We start from the raw sequence: 19100 nt of genomic DNA, 5'->3' as shown, positions 1-19100 counted from the left end.
CCTCTCTCCTGCCTACGGTCTCTGGACGGCGCCACCCTCGCGCGTGCCTCTCGACCAGGGCTGGGGCGCGCCTCAACTCCCGTCGGTCCAGCGGCAGTCGAGGCCCCCGCAAGGCGACGCGGCCACCGTCGCCGTGGATTTCCACCGAGAAGGGGAGTGCGGAGATGACGGACACCGGACGGAAGGTCGCCTTCGTCACCGGGGCGACCAGCGGGATCGGCCTGGCCGTGACGGAACTGCTCGCCCGCCAGGGCGTCGCGGTCTTCGGGGTGGCGCGCAGCGCCGAGAACGTCGCCACCCTGGTGAAGCGGCTGCGCGAGGAGGGCCTGGAGGCGAGCGGCGCCGCCGCCGACGTCTCCTCCACCGAGGAGGTCAGGGCGGCCGTCGCCGCGGCCGTGGCCGAGTACGGCCGCATCGACATCCTGGTCAACAACGCTGGCCGGGGCGGCGGCGGGGAGACGGCCAAGCTGGAGGAGTCCCTCTGGCTGGACGTCATCGACACCAACCTCAACAGCGTCTTCCGGGTCACCAAGGAGGTGCTGGCCACCGGCGGCATGGTCGAGCGCGGCTGGGGCCGGGTCATCAGCATCGCCTCCACCGGCGGCAAGCAGGGCGTGGCGCTGGCCGCCCCGTACTCGGCCTCCAAGCACGGCGTGGTCGGCTTCACCAAGGCCGTGGGCATCGAGCTCGCCAAGACCGGGGTCACCGTCAACGCCGTCTGCCCCGGCTACGTGGAGACGCCGATGGCCGTCAAGGTCCGCCAGGGCTACGCCGGGCACTACGGCGTCACCGAGCAGGAGATCCAGGAGAAGTTCAACGCCAAGATCCCGCTCGGCCGCTACTCCACCCCCGAGGAGGTCGCCGGCCTCGTCGGCTACCTGGTGACGGACACCGCCGCCTCGATCACCGCCCAGGCGCTCAACGTCTGCGGCGGGCTGGGCAATTACTAACCCCTCCCCCACAGAGAAGGAGCCGTCACCATGGCACCCACGGGCAACGCCCTCCTGACCGCACCCGACGCGACCGCCTTCCGCACGGCGATGGGCACCTTCCCCACCGGAGTCACCCTGCTGACCCAGGGCTTCGGGTCGGACACCATCGTGATGACCCTCAACAGCCTGACCTCCGTCTCGCTGGAGCCCCTGCTGCTGCTCGTCTCCGTCAAGGCCGACGGGCGGATGCGGCCCTGGATCGAGCGGGCCGGCAGCTTCGCGGTGAACGTCCTCACCGAGGAACAGCAGGACCTGGCCTCCGAGTTCGCCCGGCCCGACCGGCCGGTGGGCCAGGCCGCGGTGCGGCGCCTGGGCGCCGTCGAGGGCGTCACCGGCGACGCCCTGCTTCCGGGTGCCGCCGCCTCCTTCGCCTGCCGGCTCGAGAACGTCGTCGAGGCGGGGGACCACGCGCTGCTGATCGGCCGGGTCGCCGCCGTCCACCAGGGCCCGCCGGAGGCCCGTCCGCTCCTCTTCCACGGCGGCCGCTTCGCCCGGCTGCCCCAGGCCCGGGAGGCCGCATGACCGCCCCTGCCCTGCCCGTTCTCTCCCCTCCCGGTCTCTCCCTGCGGGCCGTCGCCGAGGGCGTGTACGCCTTCGAGCAGCCGCCCGGCGGGTGGTGCCTGAACAACGCCGGGCTGATCACCGCCGGCGGCCGGGCCGTCCTGGTCGACACCGTCGCCACCGAGTCCCGCGCCCTGCGGCTGCGGGAGGAGGTGCTGCGGATCGCCCCGGACGGGCCGGACTTCGTGGTCAACACCCACTTCCACGGCGACCACGTCTTCGGCAACTCCCACTTCGCCCCGCGCGCCACCGTCGTCGCCGGGGAGCAGACCCGCTCCGACATGGCCGAGTCGGGCCTGGGCCTGTGCCACCTGTGGCCGCAGGTCGAGTGGGGCCACATCGAACTCGCCCTGCCCGACCTGACGTTCCGCGACACCCTCACCCTGCGCGCCGGGGACCTGACGGTGGAGCTGCTCCAGGTCGGCCCCGCGCACACCGCCGACGACGTGGTCGCCTGGGTGCCGCAGCGGCGGGTGCTGTTCACCGGCGACGTGGTCTGGTCCGGCGTGACGCCGTTCGTGCTGATGGGCTCCCTCGAGGGCTCCCTGCGGGCCCTGGCCCGGCTGCGGGCGCTCGGCCCGCAGGTCGTGGTGCCCGGCCACGGCCCGGTCGGCGGACCGGAGTTGATCGACGCCACCGAGGCGTACCTGCGCTGGCTGGGCGCCCTCGCCCAGGACGGCCTGCGCGACGGCCTCACCCCGTTCCAGACGGCGGAGGCAGCCGACCCCGGCGAGTTCGCCGAACTCCTGGACGGCGAACGGCTGGTGGCCAACCTGCACCGCGCGTACGGCGAGCTGCGGGGGCTGGCGCCGGGCGCGCGGATCGACGTGGCGGCGGCCTTCGGCGAGATGGTCCGCTTCCACGGCGGATTGCCGGCCTGCCACGCGTGACAACGCGCCACAGCGCTTGACAACGCTCGACAACGCGAAAGGTGCGGCAGGGGAGACTCGAACTCCCCTGCCGCACCGTTGTATTGGTCCCTCTACGGGTTCACTGCTCGGCCGGCGCGTCGCGGTGGATCTCCCGGTACTTGGTGAGCAGCCGGCCGTCCCGACGCACCAGCACGTCCTCCACGGTGAAGGTCGGCTCGAAGGTGATGCCGCCCGCGCGGTCGGTCAGAGCCACCAACGTGTAGTAGGAGACGTTGAGTTCGCCCTCCTCGCCGCCCTCCACCGGCTCGATGAGCAGGTGCTCGAACCAGTGCCGGGGGGCGATGTCGCGGTAGCGCGGCAGGCTGCGCCGCATGCCCTCGATCATCTGCTCCCGGCCCTCTGCCTTGGCGCCGTTGGAGTGCACCACGACGCCGTCCTCGGTGAAGGTGGCGGCGAAGCCGTCGATGTCGAGGTTGTCGACCCGGCGCATCTGCCAGGCGTAGAAGGTGCGCACCTCCGCGTAGAGATCCCCGCTGACCTGGACCGGGGCCGTCCGAACCGGCTGAGACACAGTGCCTCTCCTCGCGTCGCGATGCCCCTGGTCGGGGCGGTTGCGCCCCACCCTGCCGGGAGGCCCTGAAGGGCGGCTGGAGCACGGGTCGGGCCCTGGGATCGAGCCCCGCTCTAGTGGCCGCTCGCATCCTCGCCACCTCCGACCGCACCACGAACCGCCCCACGAACGCCCCACGAACCGCCCCGGGAGGACGCGGATGACCGCCACGGACGAGACCACCACCGCACACCGCGCCGCCGAGCTGGCCGAGCTGAAGGCCCGGGTGCTGGCCGGCCCGAGCGAGCAGGCCACCGCCGCGCAGCACGCCAAGGGCAAGCTGACCGCCCGCGAGCGCATCGACCTGCTCTTCGACCCGGGCACGTTCACCGAGATCGAGGGCCTGCGCCGCCACCGGGCCACCGGTTTCGGCCTGGAGGCCAAGAAGCCGCACACCGACGGCGTGGTCATCGGCTGGGGCCTGGTCGACGGGCGCCAGGTCTTCGTCTACGCCCACGACTTCCGCATCTTCGGCGGCGCGCTGGGCGAGGCCCACGCCCAGAAGATCCAGAAGATCATGGACCTGGCCGCCTCCGCCGGCGCCCCGCTGGTGGGCCTGTGCGACGGCGCCGGCGCCCGCATCCAGGAGGGCGTCACCGCGCTCGCCGGCTACGGCGGCATCTTCCAGCGCAACGTACGCAACTCCGGGGTGATCCCGCAGATCTCGGTGATGCTCGGCCCCTGCGCGGGTGGCGCCGCCTACTCCCCCGCACTGACGGACTTCGTCTTCATGGTCCGCGACATCTCCCAGATGTTCATCACCGGCCCCGACGTGGTGCAGGCCGTCACCGGCGAGGCCATCACCCAGAACGGCCTGGGCGGCGCCGACGTCCACGCCGAGCGCTCCGGCGTCGCCCACGCGGCGTACGACGACGAGGAGAGCTGCCTGCTCGACGTCCGCTTCCTGCTCTCCCTGCTGCCCGCCAACAACCGCGAACTGCCGCCCGCCGAGCCCGTCGGCGACCCGGTCGACCGGCGCTGCGAGGCGCTGCTCAGGCTCGTCCCCGCCGACCCCTCCCGCGCCTACGACATGCGGGCCGTGCTGCGCGAGATCACCGACCACGGGGACTTCTTCGAGGTGCACGAGCAGTGGGCGGGCAACGTGCTGTGCGCGCTGGCCCGGCTCGGCGGCCAGGTCGTCGGCATCGTCGCCAACCAGCCCTCCGTACTGGCGGGCGTGCTGGACATCAACGCCTCCGAGAAGGCCGCGCGCTTCGTCCAGTTCTGCGACGCCTTCAACATCCCGCTGGTCAGCCTGATCGACGTCCCCGGCTTCCTGCCCGGCGTCGACCAGGAGCACGGCGGGGTCATCCGCCACGGCGCCAAGCTGCTCTACGCCTACTGCAACGCCACCGTGCCCCGCATCTCGCTGATCCTGCGCAAGGCGTACGGCGGCGCCTACATCGTCATGGACTCGCGCTCCATCGGCACCGACCTGGCGTACGCCTGGCCGACCAACGAGATCGCCGTGATGGGCGCCGAGGGCGCCGCCAACGTCGTCTTCCGCCGCGAGATCGCCGCCTCCGACGACCCGGAGGGCACCCGCGATCAGCTCGTCAAGCAGTACAAGGACGAGCTGATGCACCCCTACTACGCCGCCGAACGCGGCCTCGTGGACGACGTCATCGACCCGGCCGAGACCCGCGCCCGGCTGATCGACGCCCTCGCCATGCTCCGCGGCAAGGTCACCTCCCTGCCCGGGCGCAAGCACGGCAACCAGCCCCAGTGAGTCTCCGTTCCAGCGAGAGGACCCTCCGATGAACGTCGACCAGCCCCTCTTCCGTGTGGAGCACGGCAGCCCCTCGACCGAGGAACTCGCCGTCGTGACGGCCGTGTTGACCGCCCGGCTGCGGGCCGGCGGCGCGCCCGCCGCCGAGGCCCCGCGGGCCGCCTGGACGGTCACCCGGCTCGGCCAGGCGGGCGCCTGGTCGGTGGGGCCCTCGGCGGCCTGGCAGACGGCCGTGTGAGGTCCCGGCGCAGCGGAAAGGGCCGGCCCCCGGGGGCCGGCCCTTAGGGCCTGTCCGGCGGATCTTGCCGGACAGGCCCTAGTCGTGCGGTGCTCAGGCGTTCTGGCGCGCCCGCAGGAAGGTCTTGAGCTCGAAGCCGGGCTCCGCCGCCTCCTGCGGCGTCGGGCCCTGCGCCCCGCCGCTCAGGAGGCGGCGGCTCAGCAGGTGCTCGGCGGGCCGGTTGACCGACTCCACGCCCACCAGACGGCCGGCTCGGAAGCAGTACACCGAGAACCGGCTCGTCGACGGGTCGCCGACCACCACCGCCCGGTCGTGCCCGTCCGTCACCCCGGCGATCTGCAGGCGCAGCGCGTACTGCTCCGACCAGAACCAGGGCAGCGCCGTGTACGGCTCGGCGTCGCCGCAGATCGCGGCGGCGGCGCAGCGGGCCTGGTCGGTGGCGTTCTGGACGGAGACCAGGCGCAGCGGCCGGCCCGCGTGCGGGCTCGGGAAGCGGGCGCAGTCACCGACGGCGTACACGGCCGGGTCGCTGGTGCGCAGGTGCTCGTCGACGAGGATGCCGTCGCCGACCGCGAGGCCCGCGTCGGCGGCCAGCGCGGTGTTGGGCAGCACGCCGACGCCGACGACGACGAGTTCGGCCAGGGCCAGTTCGCCGGCCTGGGTCTCGACGGTGGCGACGTTCCCGCGACCGTCCCCGTGGAGGGCCTTCACGGCGCGCCCGCAGCGGACGTCCACGCCCCGGTAGCGGTGCTCCTCCTCCAGGTAGTGGCTCATCTCGCGGCTGACCGCCCCGGCCATCAGCCGCGGGCCGGCCTCGATGACGGTCGCGCCCAGGCCCAGCGCCCTTGCCGTGGAGGCGAGTTCGAGGCCGATGAAGCCGCCGCCGATCAGCGTGACGTGCCGCACGCCGGACAGCCGGGCGAGCACCGCCTCGGCGTCCGCGAGGCGGCGCAGGGTGAGCACCCCGGCCAGCTCGGCGCCCGGGATCGGCAGGTGGCGCGGGCGGGCGCCGGTGGCGAGCACGAGGTGGGTGTACGGCAGGCGGGTGCCGCTCGCGAGGAGCACCTCGTGCAGTTCGCGGTCGAGTTCGACCGCGCGGTCGCCGAGCACGAGGTCGACGGCGTGGTCCCGGTAGTAGGCCCGGGAGCGCAGGGTCAGGTCGGCGCGCACGCCGGCGTCCAGGAGGTAGCCCTTGGACAGCGGCGGCCGCTGGTACGGCAGCACGTCCTCCTCGCCGACCAGGGTGATGGCGCCGGTGAACCCGTTCTCGCGCAGCGCCGCGACGGTGTCCGATCCGGCCTGCCCGGCGCCGATGACGACGACGGAGGGGGCGCCCTTGGTGGTCATGGTTGTCATGGTGGTCATGGGTGGCTCCCGTCAGCCGAGGAGGGACGCGATGCGGTCGACCTGGCCGAGGTCCTGGGACCAGCACATGAACACCAGCTCGTCCGCGCCGCTCTGGCGGCACATGTGCAGGACGTACTGCAGCTGCTGCTCGGAGGTGACCATCCAGTCGCTGATCTTCTGGCTGGTGATGTACGAGCCCGGGTAGTCCAGGAACGCGTAGTAGGCGGTGAGGCGGCGGCGGGCCTCCTCGACCACCTCGGGGGAGCCGATCGCCACGTTGACCTGGGCGAGCAGCTGCGGCCTGCCCGTCCGTCCGGCGGCCGCCCACTCCGCCTCGACCTTGCGGAAGATACTGCCCTCGGCGTCGGGCACCATGTTGCTGATGTAGCCGCCGCCCCAGCGGGCGACGCGGCGCAGGGCGGCGTCGCTGTAGCCGCCGAACAGGAGCTTCGGGCCGCCGGCGGAGGCGGTCGGCGGGGCGACGGGGCCGAGGGCGCCCTCCTGCTCGGAGCCCGGCCAGACCTGGAGCAGGCGCTCCACGTTGGCGTCCAGCAGGCGGCCGCGCTGGGTCTTCTTCAGGCCGACGGCGGCGTAGTCGTCCTCGCGGTCGCCGAGGCCGAGGCCGAGCTCGAAGCGGCCGCCGGAGAGCAGGTCCAGGGTCGCGGCCTGCTTGGCCAGCACCACCGGGTCGCGCAGGGCGCCCAGCAGCACCTGGCTGCGCAGCGTCACCCGGGAGGTGACGCCGGCGACGGCGGCGAGCGTGATCAGCGGGTCGGGGCACGGGTACACCAGCCGGTCGAAGACGGCGACGGTGTCGAAGGGCCCCGCCTCGATCCGGCGCGCCCACTCCAGCGCGGCGTCGGGCGCGGCGATCGGCAGGCTGATCCCAGTTCTCATCGCTTCTCTCCCCTGGTGGGTGTGTGGGCCCGGGGCCCGGCATGGGCCTGGCGTGGGCCCTGGTGTGGGCCTGGTGTGGGCAGTCCTCGTCCGGCCCAGTGTGCGAACACCCGGCCGAGGGCGGGTCGGGCGGCGCTGGAGGGGAGTTGACAGCCGACGCGCGCTGTACCCGACCTCGACCGCCCCTTCAGCCCTCGGCCTCAAGCTGCGGGCCCGGGACCCACGGTCCCTCCCCCACCACAAGCAACTCATCGACAGGAGACGGCGGATGGCAGTGAAGCGACACCCCCGCGGTTCCCGGAAGGCCCTGCTGGTCGGCGCGAGCGTCCTCGGGGTGCTCGCCGCCGCGCTGGCCCCCGCGCCCCTGGCCGCCGCGGCCGACGGCGAGGATCTGACGGTCCGTCAGCACCTCACCTGGGCGGCCTGCGACTTCGACCCCACCCTCGAATGCACCACCGTCCAGGTGCCGTTGGACTACGCGCACCCGCGCGGTCCCCACCTCGGCATCGCCGTCAGCCGCCTCAAGGCGGCCGGCGGGCACCGGCGCGGCGTGCTGCTCTCCTTCAACGGCGGCCCCGGCGGCGACGGCGGTCTCGGCCGCCGCACCCCGCAGCGCCTCGCCGGCAGCACGCTGCACGGCGCGTACGACCTCGTCGGCTTCGACCCCCGCGGCACCGGGGCCTCCTCCCCGCTGCTGTGCAAGGTGACCAAGCCGACCGTCGCCTTCGATTCGCGCCCCACCGACGAGTCCCTGCCCGGCCTCTACGCCGACGCCCGCGCCACCGACCAGGCGTGCGCCCAGGCCGGCGGCGAGCTGCGTCGCACCGTCAACTCGGCCACCGTCGCCCGCGACATGGACGCGATCCGCGCCGCCCTCGGCGAGCGCAGGCTCAACGTCCTCGCGTACGGCGACTCCACCTACACCACCGCCGTCTACGGCACCCTCTTCCCCCACCGCCTCGACCGCAGTGTCCTGGACTCCTCCCGCAACCCCGACGTGGACTGGCACGGCCAGTACAAGAGCCAGGCGTACGCGCTGCGCGCCAACGTCGACCGGTGGGCGGCCTGGACGGCCGATCGCGACGGGCATTTCTCCCTCGGCGACGCCTCCGAGGACGTGCTCGCCTCCGTCGAGCAGGTGGTGACGGCCCTCAATGCGGCGCCCGTCGGCTACCTCAACCGCACCGCCTTCGACGACGCCGTCGGCCGGCTCGCCACCGACCGCACCAAGTGGGCCCAACTCGGCGACCTCGTCGGCGCGTTGCGCGACCGCCCGCAGGACCCCGAGACCGTCCGGCTGGCCAACGCCGTCCTCGCCCCCTGGTCCTCCCCGCAGGGCGACACCCGCCCCGGCACCGTCGAGGCCGCGACCTGCGAGAACGACTGGCCCACCGACCTGGCCTCCTACGCCGCCGACGTCCGCGAGTTCCGGGTGAAGTACCCGTACGGCCTCGGCGCCCTGCGCGCCCAGCCCTGGGTCTGCGCCTTCCGCAGCTTCACCCCCTCCGAGCGGCCCCCGTACATCCGCAACTCCGGCTACCCCAAGGGCCTGGTCGTCCACGCCGAGGGCAATCCGGTCCTGCAGTACGCCGGCGGCCAGGCCATGGCCCGCCGCCTCGGGGACCGGCTGCTCACCGTCGCCGACGACGGCAGCAGCGACGTCTACCTGGTGCGCGGAAACACCTGCGTCGACGAGAAGGTCACCCGCTACCTCCTCACCGGCGCCCTGCCCGCCGCCTCCGACTCCACCTGTGCGGGCGCCCCCCGCCCGGCGATCCCGGCGGACGACGAGTCGTAGCGGCTGCACAGCCGAGGGCCCGCCACCGAACTCCGGTGGCGGGCCCTTCAGTTGTCAGATCACACCAGCTGCGAGGCGGCGACGGCCTCCTCGACCGCGACCTCCTCCGACACCAGGCGCGGGGCCGCCCGGCGCACGCCCGGGACGGCGAAGGCGACCAGGACCGCCGTCAGCAGGAAGCCGGCGCAGACGTGGAAGGCCAGGCTGTAGCCCGCCACCATCGCGTCCGGGAACTGCACGCCGTGCATCGCCTGGGCCTTGGTCCGGGCCGTGGCGATGGCGACCAGCACCACCAGGCCCAGTGCGCCGCCCAACTGCCGCGTGGTGTTGAGGAGTCCGGAGCCCAGACCGGCGTGCTCGGCGGGCAGACCGGCGGTGGCCGCGCCCGTCGAGGCCGTCAGCACCAGGCCCTCGCCGATGCCGATCAGCAGCAGCGGGCCGAACAGCCCCGCGAAGTACCCGGTGTGGGTCCCCGCCTGGGCCAGCCAGAGCATGCCGGTCGCGCCCGACACCAGCCCCGCCATCATCACCGGGCGGGCGCCCAGCCGGGTGACCGGCCCGGCGATGCCCCGCGCTGCGGCGAAGATGCCCAGCGCCAGCGGCAGGTAGGCCGCGCCGGTCTGCAGTGGCGTGTACTGCAGCACGACCTGGAACAGCATCGAGATGAAGAAGAACATCGTGCCCAGCGCCCCCCAGGCCAGCACCGCCACCAGGTTGGCAGCCGAGACGGACCGGTTGCGGAACACGGCCAGCGGCACCAGCGGGCGGCTCGCCAGCTTCGCCTGGTCCAGCAGGAACAGCGCCAGCAGCAGCACTGCGGCGACCAGCGCGACGACCACCCGGGTGCCCGCCCAGCCGTACGCCTCGCTCTCGTTGATGCCGTACACCAGCGCCGCCGTGCCGACGGTCAGCGTGGCCGCGCCGAGCAGGTCCAGCCGGCCCGCGCCCTCCTTGCGCTGCTCCGGCACGTACCGGTACGCCAGTACCAGCAGCAGCGGGCCGAGCACCGCGCTCGCGAACAGCGTGCCGCGCCAGGAGATCCACTGCGTGATCATGCCGCCGACCAGCACACCGGTCGCCGCGCCGCCGCCGGCCACCGCGCTCCACAGGCCGTACGCCTTCGCCCGCGCCAGCCCGTCCTTGAAGGTGGTGCCGAGCACCGTCAGCGTCACCGGCACCAGGATCGCCGCACCGACCCCCTGGAGCCCGCGCGCCGCCACCATCGCGTTCGCCGACTGGGCGAAGCCGCCGGCCAGACCGGCCGCGGTGATCAGGGCCGCGCCGGAGAGGAACACCCGCCGCTGCCCGTACAGGTCGGCGAGCCGGCCGCCGAGCAGCAGCAGGCCGCACAGCGCGATGGCGTAGGCGTTGAACAGCCAGTGCAGACCGGTGGGGTCGAAGCGCAGGCCCTCGGCGATCTGCGGTACCGCGATGTTCACCGAGGCGACGTCCAGCACGAACACGAACTGTCCGAGACAGCACACGGCCAGGATCACCCCGGGGTGCACAGCTCGTCTGTTGGGCACACTCATCGTCAACCACCCTCATCCGTGGCTCCGGCACGCACTTCGGTCGTGCCTCCGTTGCGGCGGGACGCTCCGGGTTGAAGCCGGAATACCGCTAGCGCGCCGCTCGAGCGCGGTCCGGACCAGGGGCCCTCCAGTGGTATGCGACCGCGCCGGAGGACCGTCCGAACCACATCCGGACCCCGAACAGGAGTGCCATGCCCACCCCGAGATCCACCTCATGAAGCTCCGGCTGCTCGCGGCCTCCGCCGCCCTCGGACTCCTCGCCACCGGCTTCGCCCAGACCCCGGCCGCCGCCTCGGACTCCCGCGGTTTGCGCTGGAGCGCCTGCGACTTCGACGCCCGCCTGGAGTGCGCCACCCTCCCGGTGCCGCTCGACCACAACGACCCCCGCGGCAAGCGGATCGACCTCGCGCTCAGCCGCCTCAAGGCGACCGGCCACTCCCGGGGCATCCTCCTCGCCGTCGACGGCGGCCCCGGCGGCAACCAGGGCATGGGCCGCACCGCACCGCTGCACTACGCCGACACCCCGCTGCACGGCACCTACGACCTGATCGGCATGGACCTGCGCGGCAACGGCGCCTCCGCCCCCGTCCAGTGCGAACGCACCACCCCCACCGCCGCGTTCGACTCCCGCCCCGCCGACTCCGCCTTCCCCGCCGTCCTCGCCGACGCCAAGGCGAGCGAGCTGGCCTGCGAACGCGCGGGCGGCGACCAGCGCCGGTACATCGGCACCGTCGCCGCCGCGCACGACCTCGACCAGGTCCGGGCCGCCCTCGGCGAGCGGAAGCTCAACTACATCGGCTACGCGTACGGGAGTTACCTCGGCGCGGTCTACCAGACGCTGTACCCGCAGCGCCTCGACCGCATGGTCCTCGACTCGGTGCGCCACCCGGACTGGACGTGGCGGCAGCAGTTCATGTCCCAGGCCGTCGCGATCCGCGAGAACGTCGACGCCTGGGCCGACTGGGCCGGAGACCGCAACGGGGCCCTGGGGCTGGGCAGTTCGCAGGACGAGGTGCTCGCCACCGTCGAGGACACCGCCTCGGCGCTGGCCTCCGCGCCGGCGCACGGGACGACGCGGACCGCCTTCGACGCCACCGTCGGCGCGATGGCCAACGACCGCACCAAGTGGGCCGACCTCGCCCACTACATCCACGCGCTGACCCCCGCCCCTCCCGCTCTCGCGCCTTCTGCTTCCCCTGTTCTCCGCTCCGGCATCCTCGAGGCCACCACCTGCGAGACCTCCTGGCCCACCGACCCCGAGGTCTACCGCCGGGACATGGCCCGCTACGAGGCCGACTACCCGTACGGCCTCGGCGTCACCCGCGCCCAGCCCTGGGCCTGCGCCTTCCGCTCCGACCCGCCCGAGGCCCCGCCGCAGATCCGCTCCGGCGGCCACCGCCCCGGTCTCATCGTCCAGACCGAGAACGACCCGCAGACCCCCCTCGCGGGCGGCCTCGCGATGGCCCGCCGGCTCGGCGACCGCATGATCACCATCCCCGACGACGGCAGCAACGCCATCTACGCCAAGCGCGGCTACCGCTGCGTCGACGACCTGGTGAACCGCTACCTGCTCACCGGCGACCTGCCCCACGCCACCCGCACCACCTGCGCCGGCGCGCCCCGCCCCGACGTCCCCACCGACTGAACTTCCTTATCAGAAAGGTGACTTACATGTCCGCATTCGAAGGCCGCATCGTCGTCGTCACCGGCGCCGGCACCGGCATCGGCCGCGCCGCCGCTCTGGAGTTCGCCAAGCTCGGCGCCAAGGCCGTCATCGCCACCGGCCGCCGCAAGGACCGCCTCGCCGAGACCGCCGCCGAACACCCGGCGATCGTCCCCGTCGTCGCCGACGTCACGACGGACGAGGGCACCGAGGCGGTCGCCTCCGCTCTTGCTCCGTACGGCGACAAGCTCGACGTGCTCGTCCACAACGCCGGTATCTACCGCCAGACCCCCGCCTGGGACCCGAACCTCGCCTACGCCCGCGAGATGCTCGAGACCAACGTCCTCGGCCCGGTGCGCCTGACCGCCAAGCTGCTCCCGCTCCTCAAGAACGCGAAGGGCAACATCGTCTTCGTCTCCAGCGTCGCCGGCCACAAGCCCGAGCCCTACGCCTCCATGTACGCGGTGTCGAAGGCCGGTGCCCACAGCCTCACCCGCACCTGGGCCAAGGAGCTCGCCTCCGACGGCATCCGCGTCAACGCGGTCGCCCCTTCGGCGGTGCGCACCGAGGTCTACGAGGCCAACGGCCTCAGCGGCGAGATCATCGACGGCCTCTTCAAGGGCTTCGCCGCCGCCAACCCGCTGGGCCGCACCGGCGTGGTCGAGGACGTCGCGCCGTGGATCACCCACCTGGCCGCTCCCAACGCCTCCTGGGTCACCGGCCAGATCATCGTCATCGACGGCGGGGCCGACCTCACCTCGGCCGCCGACAGCCCGTGGTCCCCCTACCAGGGCGACAGCGACGGCACCGCCTGGTCCAACTGACGCCTGCCCCTGCCGCGACGGCCGCCCGCTCCCCCCAAGGGAAGCGGGCGGCCGTCGGCGTTCAGTTCAGGACGATCGTGTACGAGGGCACGAAGTGGGCGCAGGTGGAAGCCTTCTGGAAGTTGTCGACCAGCCAGGGGTTCCGCTTGATGCGCTCCAGCACAGCCTGCCCCGTCGCCGGCCCGAAGTACCCGTCGACCACCAGCGGGGCGGCAGCCCACTTGGTGCTCGCCAGCTGCTGAATCCGCTTGACCCCGTACTCGGTCTGCGGGCCGAACTGACCGTCCTCCAGGATGTGCAGACCCGTCAGCTGGTTCACGTAGTACTGAACGCAGCGAACCTGCAGACTGGGGTTCGGATAGCCGTAACCCACGGTGGGGTTACCCGGATCCGCCTGCGCACTCGGCACCCCGAGCCCCAGAAGAACGGCAGCCCCGGCCAGAACCGTCGCGCCGCGCCGAAGAATACGGGCGTTCCGCATGGAAACCTCATCACATGATCGTGCAGTCAGAGAGCGGTGATCATATCCACCCCGCTCAGCACTCCCGCATCATGACCACCAGCCGGGGCGACTCCGCCGTAGCCGCCTGACCGTTGACCGCCCGATACCCCCAACCTTCGTACACAGCCTGCACCTTGCCGTCGCCGGCCAGCGGGTTCACCATCAGCAGGACCCTGCCCTCCTCCCGTCCGGCCAACAGCCGATCATGGATCCGCCGCGCCACCCCCGTCCCCCGCCACCCGCTCCGCACCCCGATCTCCCGCAACGCCAACACCGGCTCATCCGTGAACCCCTCGGGCAGCGGCTCCGCCATCCGCCCCCAGTACCGATCCCCGGCCCCCACCCGGTTCCCACACGCATACCCGACCACCACCCCACCCTCGTACCCGAGCACCAGCCCGAACCCGGACTCCCCCGCACTCCGGTCAAGCCGCTCCCCGAACGCCTCCACGCTGTAGTTCGCCAGATGCAGCAGCGGCCCCCGCACATCCGCGTACACCTCCAACAGGTCCTCCCGCACCTGCCCAGCCAACTCGCCGTAATACCGCAGCTCAACACCCACGCGACAACCCTCCAACAGCCCGTGCCAACCATCGACCACCCCCCAACTCCCCCACCCCCACGATGGTTCCACCCCACCCACGCACGTCACCTGCGCTCGCGAGCCGGACGGGACGGGGCATCTAGAGCGGGGTGGTGTCGTCGGGCTCGAAGGGGCTGCCGTGGCCGGGGACGATCAGGTCGGCTGCGGCCAGTACGCGTTGGCGGGAGGTGCGCAGGGTCTCGCGGTCCGGGGCTACCGGGTCGTCGGCGGGGCCGTCGGCGTGCCACCACAGGTCGCCGGCGAAGGCCACCACGCCCGTGTCGGTGCCTGCCAGGAGCGTGATGTCCTCGGGGCTGTGGCCCGGGGTGCGGATCAGGCGCAGGGAGGGGGTGAGTTCGTAGCCTTCCGCGTCGCGGTTGGTCCACCGGTCGCCGAGGTACTCCACCTTGTGGTCGTGCACCCGGGCCTGGGGGAAGAGGCCGACGTTCATGGTGTTGTCGGGGTGGTGGTGGCTGAGGACCACGTCGGTGATGTCGGCGGGGCCGAGGCCGAGTGCGGCGAGCGGGGCGAGGATGTCGTCGCGGCTCGCCACCATGCCCGGGTCGAAGATGACGTGCCGTCCCGCGTCGGCGATGTAGGAGACGGTGGCGGCGACCCCGGGGCCGGTGGAGCCGACGTAGCCGGTGGTCAGGACGTGGTAGGCGGCGCTGCGGCCGAGCGGTGCGTCGTTCATGGCCTCAATGCTTCCGGACGTGACGGCGTCGGACGAGTGGCACAGTTGCCGCTGATCGCAGGATTCCTGCCAGCGGTGCCGGCCGTGTGCCACACTTCGCCGGTGCCGCCTTTCCAGACCGTCGCCGCGTACGTCCCTCCCGGTGTGGGCATGCTCGCCGTCGGCATCGTCACCGAGGTGTTCGGTCCGCACGGGGCGGCGGTGCCCGGTTTCGACCTCGCCCTGTGCGCCGACCGGGCCGGGCCGGTGCCCACGGACTGCGGTGTGCCGGTCTCCATCGGGCACGGGCTGGAGCGGCTCGCCGGCGCCGATCTGGTCATCGCCCTGCCCGGGGCCGGATTCCGCACGCCGCCCGGCCCGGACGTGCTCGACGCGCTGCGGGCCGCGCACGGGCGCGGTGCGGTGGTCGCGGCCCACTGCGTGGGCGCGTTCGCGCTCGCCGCCGCCGGGCTGCTCGACGGCCGGCGGGCCACCACCCACTGGCGGTTCGCCGAGCTGCTCGCCGACCGCCACCCGGAGGTCTCCGTGGAGCCCGACGCGCTCTACATCGACGAGGGGAGCATCGTCACGGGCGCGGGCGCCGCCGCGGGATTCGACGTGTGCCTGCACCTGCTGCGGCGGGAGCACGGCGCCGCCCTGGCCAACGCCGTGGCCCGGGACATGGTGCTGCCCTCCCACCGCGACGGCGGGCAGGCCCAGTACCTCGCCGCGCCCGTCCCCGAGGACGGCGAGGACGAGCGGCTCGCCGAGGTCCTCGCCTGGGCCCGCGAGAACCTCCACGAGCCGCTGCCCGTCGCGGAGTTGGCCGGCCGGGCGCTGATGAGCAGGCGCTCGTTCGCCCGACGCTTCACCGCCGCGACCGGCACCACCCCGCACGCCTGGCTGCGGAGCCTGCGACTGAGCAGGGCCGAGGAACTCCTGGAGACCACGAACCTCCCGGTCGAGGAGATCGCCCGCCAGGTCGGCTACGGAAGCGCCGCCGTGCTGCGCGAACAGTTCGTACGGCGCCGTGGGGTCCCACCCCGCTCCTACCGCCGCGCCTTCGCCGGCACGCCGTAGGCGTCGCCGCCCGGGACGGAACCCGAGCGAGACGGTCCGGGCTTCGGTCGGAGCGAGGGCGGACCTACGACAGCGACGCGAAGGCGGCGCAGAGCAGATGGAGGCTCCGCGCGAACTTCTCGTCCTGGCCGATGCGCGGGATCAGGTCGCCCATGACCAGCGGGAACCGCTCGCACAGGTCGGCGTAGAGCTCGGCGGTGACGGCCGGTCGGGTGGTCGGCTGGTTCTGCTCCTGGAGGACGAAGCCGGTGACGTGGCTGAGCAGGGTGTCGGCGGCGATGCCGCAGTGCTCGGCGGGAAGCCCGGCGTCGAGGAGGGTGCGCAGCAGGCGTTCCATCAGGGAGAGGGCGCCGGTGCTGAGCATCCCGGGGCTCTCGGCGAGGAGTTGGGCGCCGCCGGGGTGCTGTTTGATGCTCAGGCGCAGGGCGGTGGCCTGGGCGGCGAGGCGGTCCTGCCAGGTGGCGGCGGCCGGGAGCGCGGCCAGGGCTTCGGTGCCGGTGTCGTAGGCCCGGCGGCAGACGCGGTCGGCCATCAGGGCGAGCAGTTCGTCCTTGCCGCGCACGTGGTAGTAGAGGCTGCCCGCGTGGGCGTCCAGCCGTTCGGCGACCTGGCGCATGGACAGGTTCTGGTAGCCGACCTCGGCGAAGACGGCCATGCCCGCGTCGACGATGCGGTCCTTGGTGAGCTTCATGCGGTCCACCGTACCCGCATTTTCCAACACCGTTCGAAAACTGTGCTAGCTTTGCGTCATCAGGTTTTCGAACGACGTTGGAAACGCGTCGCGCACAACGCGTCACGCACAGCGCGCCGCACAGCGCGTCGCACTCAAGGGGGAGGACCAGTCATGGGGGCAATCGTCTTCAACGTGACCACGGCCGCACTGATGGTCATGATGGTCAACTGCGGACTGAGCGTGGTCGGTCGCGACACCCTGCGCGGGCGGCCACTCCCCTGGGCGGCGATCGCCCTGACCGCGCTCGCCGTCGGCGGCGTCCTGCTCCAGCAGGTCTGGTCCGGCGCCATGGACGCGCTCGACGGAGACCCGTCGAAGTCCGGCTGGTGGCGCGAGTTCACCTCGGTGTTCATGCAGAACGGCGGCCTCTTCGGCGGCCTGTGGAACCTCGCCTCCCTCGCCGCCGTCGCCGCGCTCGCCACCTGGTACTGGGGCGGCCCGCTGACCCTCGGCTTCTTCCTGGCCGGCATCGTGCTGCCCGGCCGGATCGACGACCTGCTCGGCCTCGGCGACGGTCCCAGCACCGACCCCCGCAACTTCGCCGGCAGCTCCGGCGCCACCTACTTCCTCGGCGCCACCCTCGCCCTCGCCTTCCTCACCCGCACCCGCCTGCCCAAGGAGATCGCCCTGGCGGCCGGCGTCCCGGCCCTCGGCCTGGCCATGTGGATCGCCCAGGAGAACGGCCACGGCCTGGTCTCGGTCTACGGGTTCGCACTCGCCGGCGCGGTCTGGCTGGTCCGCCGCCTGCGCCGCCGAGCAGCCACTCAGGCGGCCTGACCCGCGCCACCACGGCGGCGCACGCCTACGACCGGGTCACCGGGGTCGACGCCAGCTGCTACGCAGCGACGGCGGCCCCGGATCTCGGCGTTCTGCCTCGGCGAGGGCCGATCAGGCGCCGACGCCCTCGACGTACTCCACGGACTGCATCATCCCGAGGTCCTCGTGGTGGAGTTGGTGGCAGTGGGCGAGGGCGCGGCCCGTGAAGTCCTCGTACCGGACCAGGAAGGTCACGGATTCCCCGGGCCGGCCGCCGGCCAGGCCGACGGTGTCGTGCCAGACCGGCGGGTCGAGCCGGGTGCCGTTGCGGTGGGTGACCAGGAACTGGTTGGTATGGAGGTGGAAGGGGTGGTTGTGCGCCGGGAGGGTCTCGTCCGTCCGGACGGTCCAGCGTTCGACGGTGCCCAGGCGCAGGGTGTGGTTGGTGTAGTGGGCGTCGAAGAGGCCGTAGGCGGGGTCGCGGCGGAGGTCGCCGGACGGGTCGGCGGCGGGGGTGGGGTGGCTGCCGAGGACGCGGAAGGCGTTGGGGAACGGGCCGGGGAAGACACCGGGGTCGACGTGGAAGAGGACCTCTCGCTCCGCGGTCACGGCGGCAGCGTCGAGGAAGGGCCTGCCGAGCGGCAGTGAGCTCGGCAGGGGCATGGGCGGTTCGACGGGTGTTCCCGCCACCTCGATCGTCATCAGCGGATCGGGGACGCCCTCCGCCCGCAGCTCGTACGTGCCGGGCGCGCCGCCCCGGACGAGGACGTCGGCGCGGTTGCCCATGGCCAGGTCCACCGCCTCCCGGGCGACCGGCGCACTGAACGTGACGCCGTCGCAGGCGATCTGATGGAGCGTCAGATCACAGATCCGGAGCCGCAGGGCCGTGAAGGCCGTGGCCGCGACGAGCCGCCAGCGCTGGACCTCGCCGGGGCGCAGCGCGACGGTGGGGTTGACCGCGCCGTTGACGGTGAAGGTGGACGGGATGTCGTTCACCCAGCCGCCCGAGGTGAAGGCGGGGATCCTGCCGTCCTTGATCTTGAGTTCGTTGATGCAGAGGACGACCTCGGCGGCCGCCGCGATCTCCGGCACCTCGTCCACGTCGCCCTCGACGACGATCACCCCGGCCATCCCTCCGACGATCTGCTCGGCGGTGGACCCGTGCAGGTGCGGGTGGTACCAGTACGTCCCGGCCGGGTGGCCGGCCGGGACGTGGATGACGGACGAGTACCTCGGCTCCGGGCCTCCGGCGACCGACCGCGGGGCGAACTCGCGCAGGACGTTGTCGGCGTACCCGGACGGGGAGACGTGCATCCCGTGGGTGTGCAGGTTGAAGCTGTTGGGGTGGTGGGGCGCCGGGTGCTCTCCGCCATGGCGCGCGTGGGGCGGGTTGGGCGGCAGGCCGTTGACGCTGGTCAGCCGCAGGACGTCCCCGGCCCGCACGCGCAGGGTCGGCCCGGGGATCGTCCCGTTGTACGTACGGGTGGTGACCCGCCCGTAGCCCGGGACGGAGACCTCCGTGAAGCGGACGTCGAGCGTCTGCTCCACGACCTTCGGCCCCGCCCCGAGCCCCGCCCCGGACCCTGTCCCGAGCCCCGCCCCGGGCCCCGGGGGCGGCACGACCGCGAGCCCGGCGGCCGCCTTGAGGATCTGGCGACGGCTGATTCCGCTGCTGAATGCTCCCATAACGGGGCAATCTAGCCCCCCGCC

19 protein-coding genes are annotated in these 19100 nt (G+C 73.0%); 10 read left to right on the top strand and 9 right to left on the bottom strand.

What is annotated here, in order from left to right:
* Nucleotides 1-164: 164 nt before the first annotated feature.
* The 3 genes from IH61_RS0105695 to IH61_RS0105685 are packed head-to-tail and all read left to right on the top strand — an operon-like array spanning nt 165 to nt 2443.
* Nucleotides 165-950 (top strand): SDR family NAD(P)-dependent oxidoreductase, encoded by a 786-nt coding sequence (locus IH61_RS0105695; RefSeq protein WP_031065854.1) that lies wholly within the window; start codon nt 165-167, stop codon nt 948-950.
* A gap of 30 nt (nt 951-980) precedes the next feature.
* Nucleotides 981-1514: a flavin reductase family protein gene (locus tag IH61_RS0105690; protein ID WP_031065852.1), complete on the top strand. Its 534-nt coding sequence runs from the start codon at nt 981-983 to the stop codon at nt 1512-1514.
* Nucleotides 1511-2443 (top strand): MBL fold metallo-hydrolase, encoded by a 933-nt coding sequence (locus IH61_RS0105685; protein ID WP_031065849.1) that lies wholly within the window; start codon nt 1511-1513, stop codon nt 2441-2443. The genes IH61_RS0105690 and IH61_RS0105685 overlap by 4 nt, the downstream gene beginning before the upstream one ends.
* A 100-nt stretch (nt 2444-2543) precedes the next feature.
* Here IH61_RS0105685 and IH61_RS0105680 read toward each other — a convergent pair whose 3' ends face one another.
* A complete protein-coding gene (locus IH61_RS0105680) occupies nt 2544-2996 on the bottom strand; it encodes a nuclear transport factor 2 family protein (RefSeq protein ID WP_031065847.1) in 453 nt (150 codons plus the stop codon).
* 199 nt (nt 2997-3195) lie between these two features.
* Between IH61_RS0105680 and IH61_RS0105675 the strand changes: the two genes are divergently transcribed.
* The gene (locus IH61_RS0105675; protein WP_031065845.1) at nt 3196-4764 is read left to right on the top strand and encodes an acyl-CoA carboxylase subunit beta; all 1569 of its coding nucleotides are present in this window, start codon (nt 3196-3198) and stop codon (nt 4762-4764) included.
* Between the two features lie 28 nt (nt 4765-4792).
* The gene (locus IH61_RS0105670) at nt 4793-5002 is read left to right on the top strand and encodes an acyl-CoA carboxylase subunit epsilon (protein ID WP_031065843.1); all 210 of its coding nucleotides are present in this window, start codon (nt 4793-4795) and stop codon (nt 5000-5002) included.
* Nucleotides 5003-5095: 93 nt separating this feature from the next.
* Here IH61_RS0105670 and IH61_RS0105665 read toward each other — a convergent pair whose 3' ends face one another.
* Nucleotides 5096-6367 carry an NAD(P)/FAD-dependent oxidoreductase gene (locus tag IH61_RS0105665; protein WP_199823273.1) on the bottom strand — a complete coding sequence of 424 codons (1272 nt, stop codon included), beginning with the start codon at nt 6365-6367 and terminating at the stop codon, nt 5096-5098.
* 12 nt (nt 6368-6379) lie between these two features.
* Nucleotides 6380-7246, bottom strand: a complete 867-nt coding sequence (locus IH61_RS0105660) for an LLM class flavin-dependent oxidoreductase (RefSeq protein WP_031065839.1) — start codon at nt 7244-7246, stop codon at nt 6380-6382.
* Nucleotides 7247-7514: 268 nt separating this feature from the next.
* Between IH61_RS0105660 and IH61_RS0105655 the strand changes: the two genes are divergently transcribed.
* Complete coding sequence (locus tag IH61_RS0105655) at nt 7515-9044, top strand: alpha/beta fold hydrolase (protein ID WP_063763139.1); 1530 nt, start codon at nt 7515-7517, stop codon at nt 9042-9044.
* Nucleotides 9045-9103: 59 nt separating this feature from the next.
* Here the strand turns inward: IH61_RS0105655 and IH61_RS0105650 are convergent, their stop codons facing one another.
* A complete protein-coding gene (locus IH61_RS0105650; RefSeq protein ID WP_063763138.1) occupies nt 9104-10576 on the bottom strand; it encodes an MFS transporter in 1473 nt (490 codons plus the stop codon).
* Between the two features lie 214 nt (nt 10577-10790).
* On the opposite strand from IH61_RS0105650, the gene IH61_RS0105645 reads away from it, so the two are divergent.
* Both IH61_RS0105645 and IH61_RS0105640 read left to right on the top strand, forming a co-directional pair.
* Nucleotides 10791-12221 carry an alpha/beta fold hydrolase gene (locus tag IH61_RS0105645; RefSeq protein WP_051836346.1) on the top strand — a complete coding sequence of 477 codons (1431 nt, stop codon included), beginning with the start codon at nt 10791-10793 and terminating at the stop codon, nt 12219-12221.
* A gap of 26 nt (nt 12222-12247) precedes the next feature.
* Nucleotides 12248-13063 carry an SDR family NAD(P)-dependent oxidoreductase gene (locus tag IH61_RS0105640; RefSeq protein WP_051836344.1) on the top strand — a complete coding sequence of 272 codons (816 nt, stop codon included), beginning with the start codon at nt 12248-12250 and terminating at the stop codon, nt 13061-13063.
* 61 nt (nt 13064-13124) lie between these two features.
* Here IH61_RS0105640 and IH61_RS0105635 read toward each other — a convergent pair whose 3' ends face one another.
* The 3 genes from IH61_RS0105635 to IH61_RS0105625 all read right to left on the bottom strand — a co-directional run bounded on the left by IH61_RS0105635 (nt 13125) and on the right by IH61_RS0105625 (nt 14842).
* Nucleotides 13125-13382 (bottom strand): peptidoglycan-binding domain-containing protein, encoded by a 258-nt coding sequence (locus IH61_RS0105635; protein WP_031065826.1) that lies wholly within the window; start codon nt 13380-13382, stop codon nt 13125-13127.
* 217 nt (nt 13383-13599) lie between these two features.
* Nucleotides 13600-14127, bottom strand: coding sequence for a GNAT family N-acetyltransferase (locus tag IH61_RS0105630; RefSeq protein ID WP_031065825.1), 528 nt, complete (start codon nt 14125-14127; stop codon nt 13600-13602).
* 121 nt (nt 14128-14248) lie between these two features.
* A complete protein-coding gene (locus tag IH61_RS0105625) occupies nt 14249-14842 on the bottom strand; it encodes an MBL fold metallo-hydrolase (RefSeq protein WP_031065822.1) in 594 nt (197 codons plus the stop codon).
* A gap of 150 nt (nt 14843-14992) precedes the next feature.
* On the opposite strand from IH61_RS0105625, the gene IH61_RS0105620 reads away from it, so the two are divergent.
* A complete protein-coding gene (locus IH61_RS0105620; protein WP_051836369.1) occupies nt 14993-15901 on the top strand; it encodes a GlxA family transcriptional regulator in 909 nt (302 codons plus the stop codon).
* A 64-nt stretch (nt 15902-15965) separates the two neighbouring features.
* Here the strand turns inward: IH61_RS0105620 and IH61_RS42560 are convergent, their stop codons facing one another.
* Nucleotides 15966-16592 carry a TetR/AcrR family transcriptional regulator gene (locus IH61_RS42560; RefSeq protein WP_031065818.1) on the bottom strand — a complete coding sequence of 209 codons (627 nt, stop codon included), beginning with the start codon at nt 16590-16592 and terminating at the stop codon, nt 15966-15968.
* A gap of 153 nt (nt 16593-16745) precedes the next feature.
* Here IH61_RS42560 and IH61_RS0105610 point away from each other — a divergent pair, with 153 nt between their 5' ends.
* Nucleotides 16746-17411, top strand: coding sequence for a hypothetical protein (locus IH61_RS0105610; RefSeq protein ID WP_051836341.1), 666 nt, complete (start codon nt 16746-16748; stop codon nt 17409-17411).
* 111 nt (nt 17412-17522) lie between these two features.
* Here IH61_RS0105610 and IH61_RS0105605 read toward each other — a convergent pair whose 3' ends face one another.
* Nucleotides 17523-19076: a multicopper oxidase family protein gene (locus IH61_RS0105605; RefSeq protein ID WP_078910863.1), complete on the bottom strand. Its 1554-nt coding sequence runs from the start codon at nt 19074-19076 to the stop codon at nt 17523-17525.
* Between the last annotated feature and the right edge of the window lie 24 nt (nt 19077-19100).

It is taken from the genome of Streptomyces sp. NRRL WC-3742, from assembly GCF_000720635.1.
GTDB lineage: Bacteria > Actinomycetota > Actinomycetes > Streptomycetales > Streptomycetaceae > Kitasatospora.
Note: the sequence above shows the minus strand (reverse complement) of the source record. Positions and strands in the feature narration are given on the sequence as shown.

Coding starts and splice junctions, on each gene's coding strand:
- IH61_RS0105695 (WP_031065854.1), top strand. CDS start 165: ATGACGGACACCGGACGGAAGGTCGCCTTCGTCACCGGGGCGACCAGC.
- IH61_RS0105690 (WP_031065852.1), top strand. CDS start 981: ATGGCACCCACGGGCAACGCCCTCCTGACCGCACCCGACGCGACCGCC.
- IH61_RS0105685 (WP_031065849.1), top strand. CDS start 1,511: ATGACCGCCCCTGCCCTGCCCGTTCTCTCCCCTCCCGGTCTCTCCCTG.
- IH61_RS0105675 (WP_031065845.1), top strand. CDS start 3,196: ATGACCGCCACGGACGAGACCACCACCGCACACCGCGCCGCCGAGCTG.
- IH61_RS0105670 (WP_031065843.1), top strand. CDS start 4,793: ATGAACGTCGACCAGCCCCTCTTCCGTGTGGAGCACGGCAGCCCCTCG.
- IH61_RS0105665 (WP_199823273.1), bottom strand. CDS start 6,367: ATGACCACCATGACAACCATGACCACCAAGGGCGCCCCCTCCGTCGTC.
- IH61_RS0105660 (WP_031065839.1), bottom strand. CDS start 7,246: ATGAGAACTGGGATCAGCCTGCCGATCGCCGCGCCCGACGCCGCGCTG.
- IH61_RS0105655 (WP_063763139.1), top strand. CDS start 7,515: ATGGCAGTGAAGCGACACCCCCGCGGTTCCCGGAAGGCCCTGCTGGTC.
- IH61_RS0105650 (WP_063763138.1), bottom strand. CDS start 10,576: ATGAGTGTGCCCAACAGACGAGCTGTGCACCCCGGGGTGATCCTGGCC.
- IH61_RS0105645 (WP_051836346.1), top strand. CDS start 10,791: ATGAAGCTCCGGCTGCTCGCGGCCTCCGCCGCCCTCGGACTCCTCGCC.
- IH61_RS0105640 (WP_051836344.1), top strand. CDS start 12,248: ATGTCCGCATTCGAAGGCCGCATCGTCGTCGTCACCGGCGCCGGCACC.
- IH61_RS0105625 (WP_031065822.1), bottom strand. CDS start 14,842: ATGAACGACGCACCGCTCGGCCGCAGCGCCGCCTACCACGTCCTGACC.
- IH61_RS0105620 (WP_051836369.1), top strand. CDS start 14,993: ATGCTCGCCGTCGGCATCGTCACCGAGGTGTTCGGTCCGCACGGGGCG.
- IH61_RS42560 (WP_031065818.1), bottom strand. CDS start 16,592: ATGAAGCTCACCAAGGACCGCATCGTCGACGCGGGCATGGCCGTCTTC.
- IH61_RS0105610 (WP_051836341.1), top strand. CDS start 16,746: ATGGGGGCAATCGTCTTCAACGTGACCACGGCCGCACTGATGGTCATG.
- IH61_RS0105605 (WP_078910863.1), bottom strand. CDS start 19,076: ATGGGAGCATTCAGCAGCGGAATCAGCCGTCGCCAGATCCTCAAGGCG.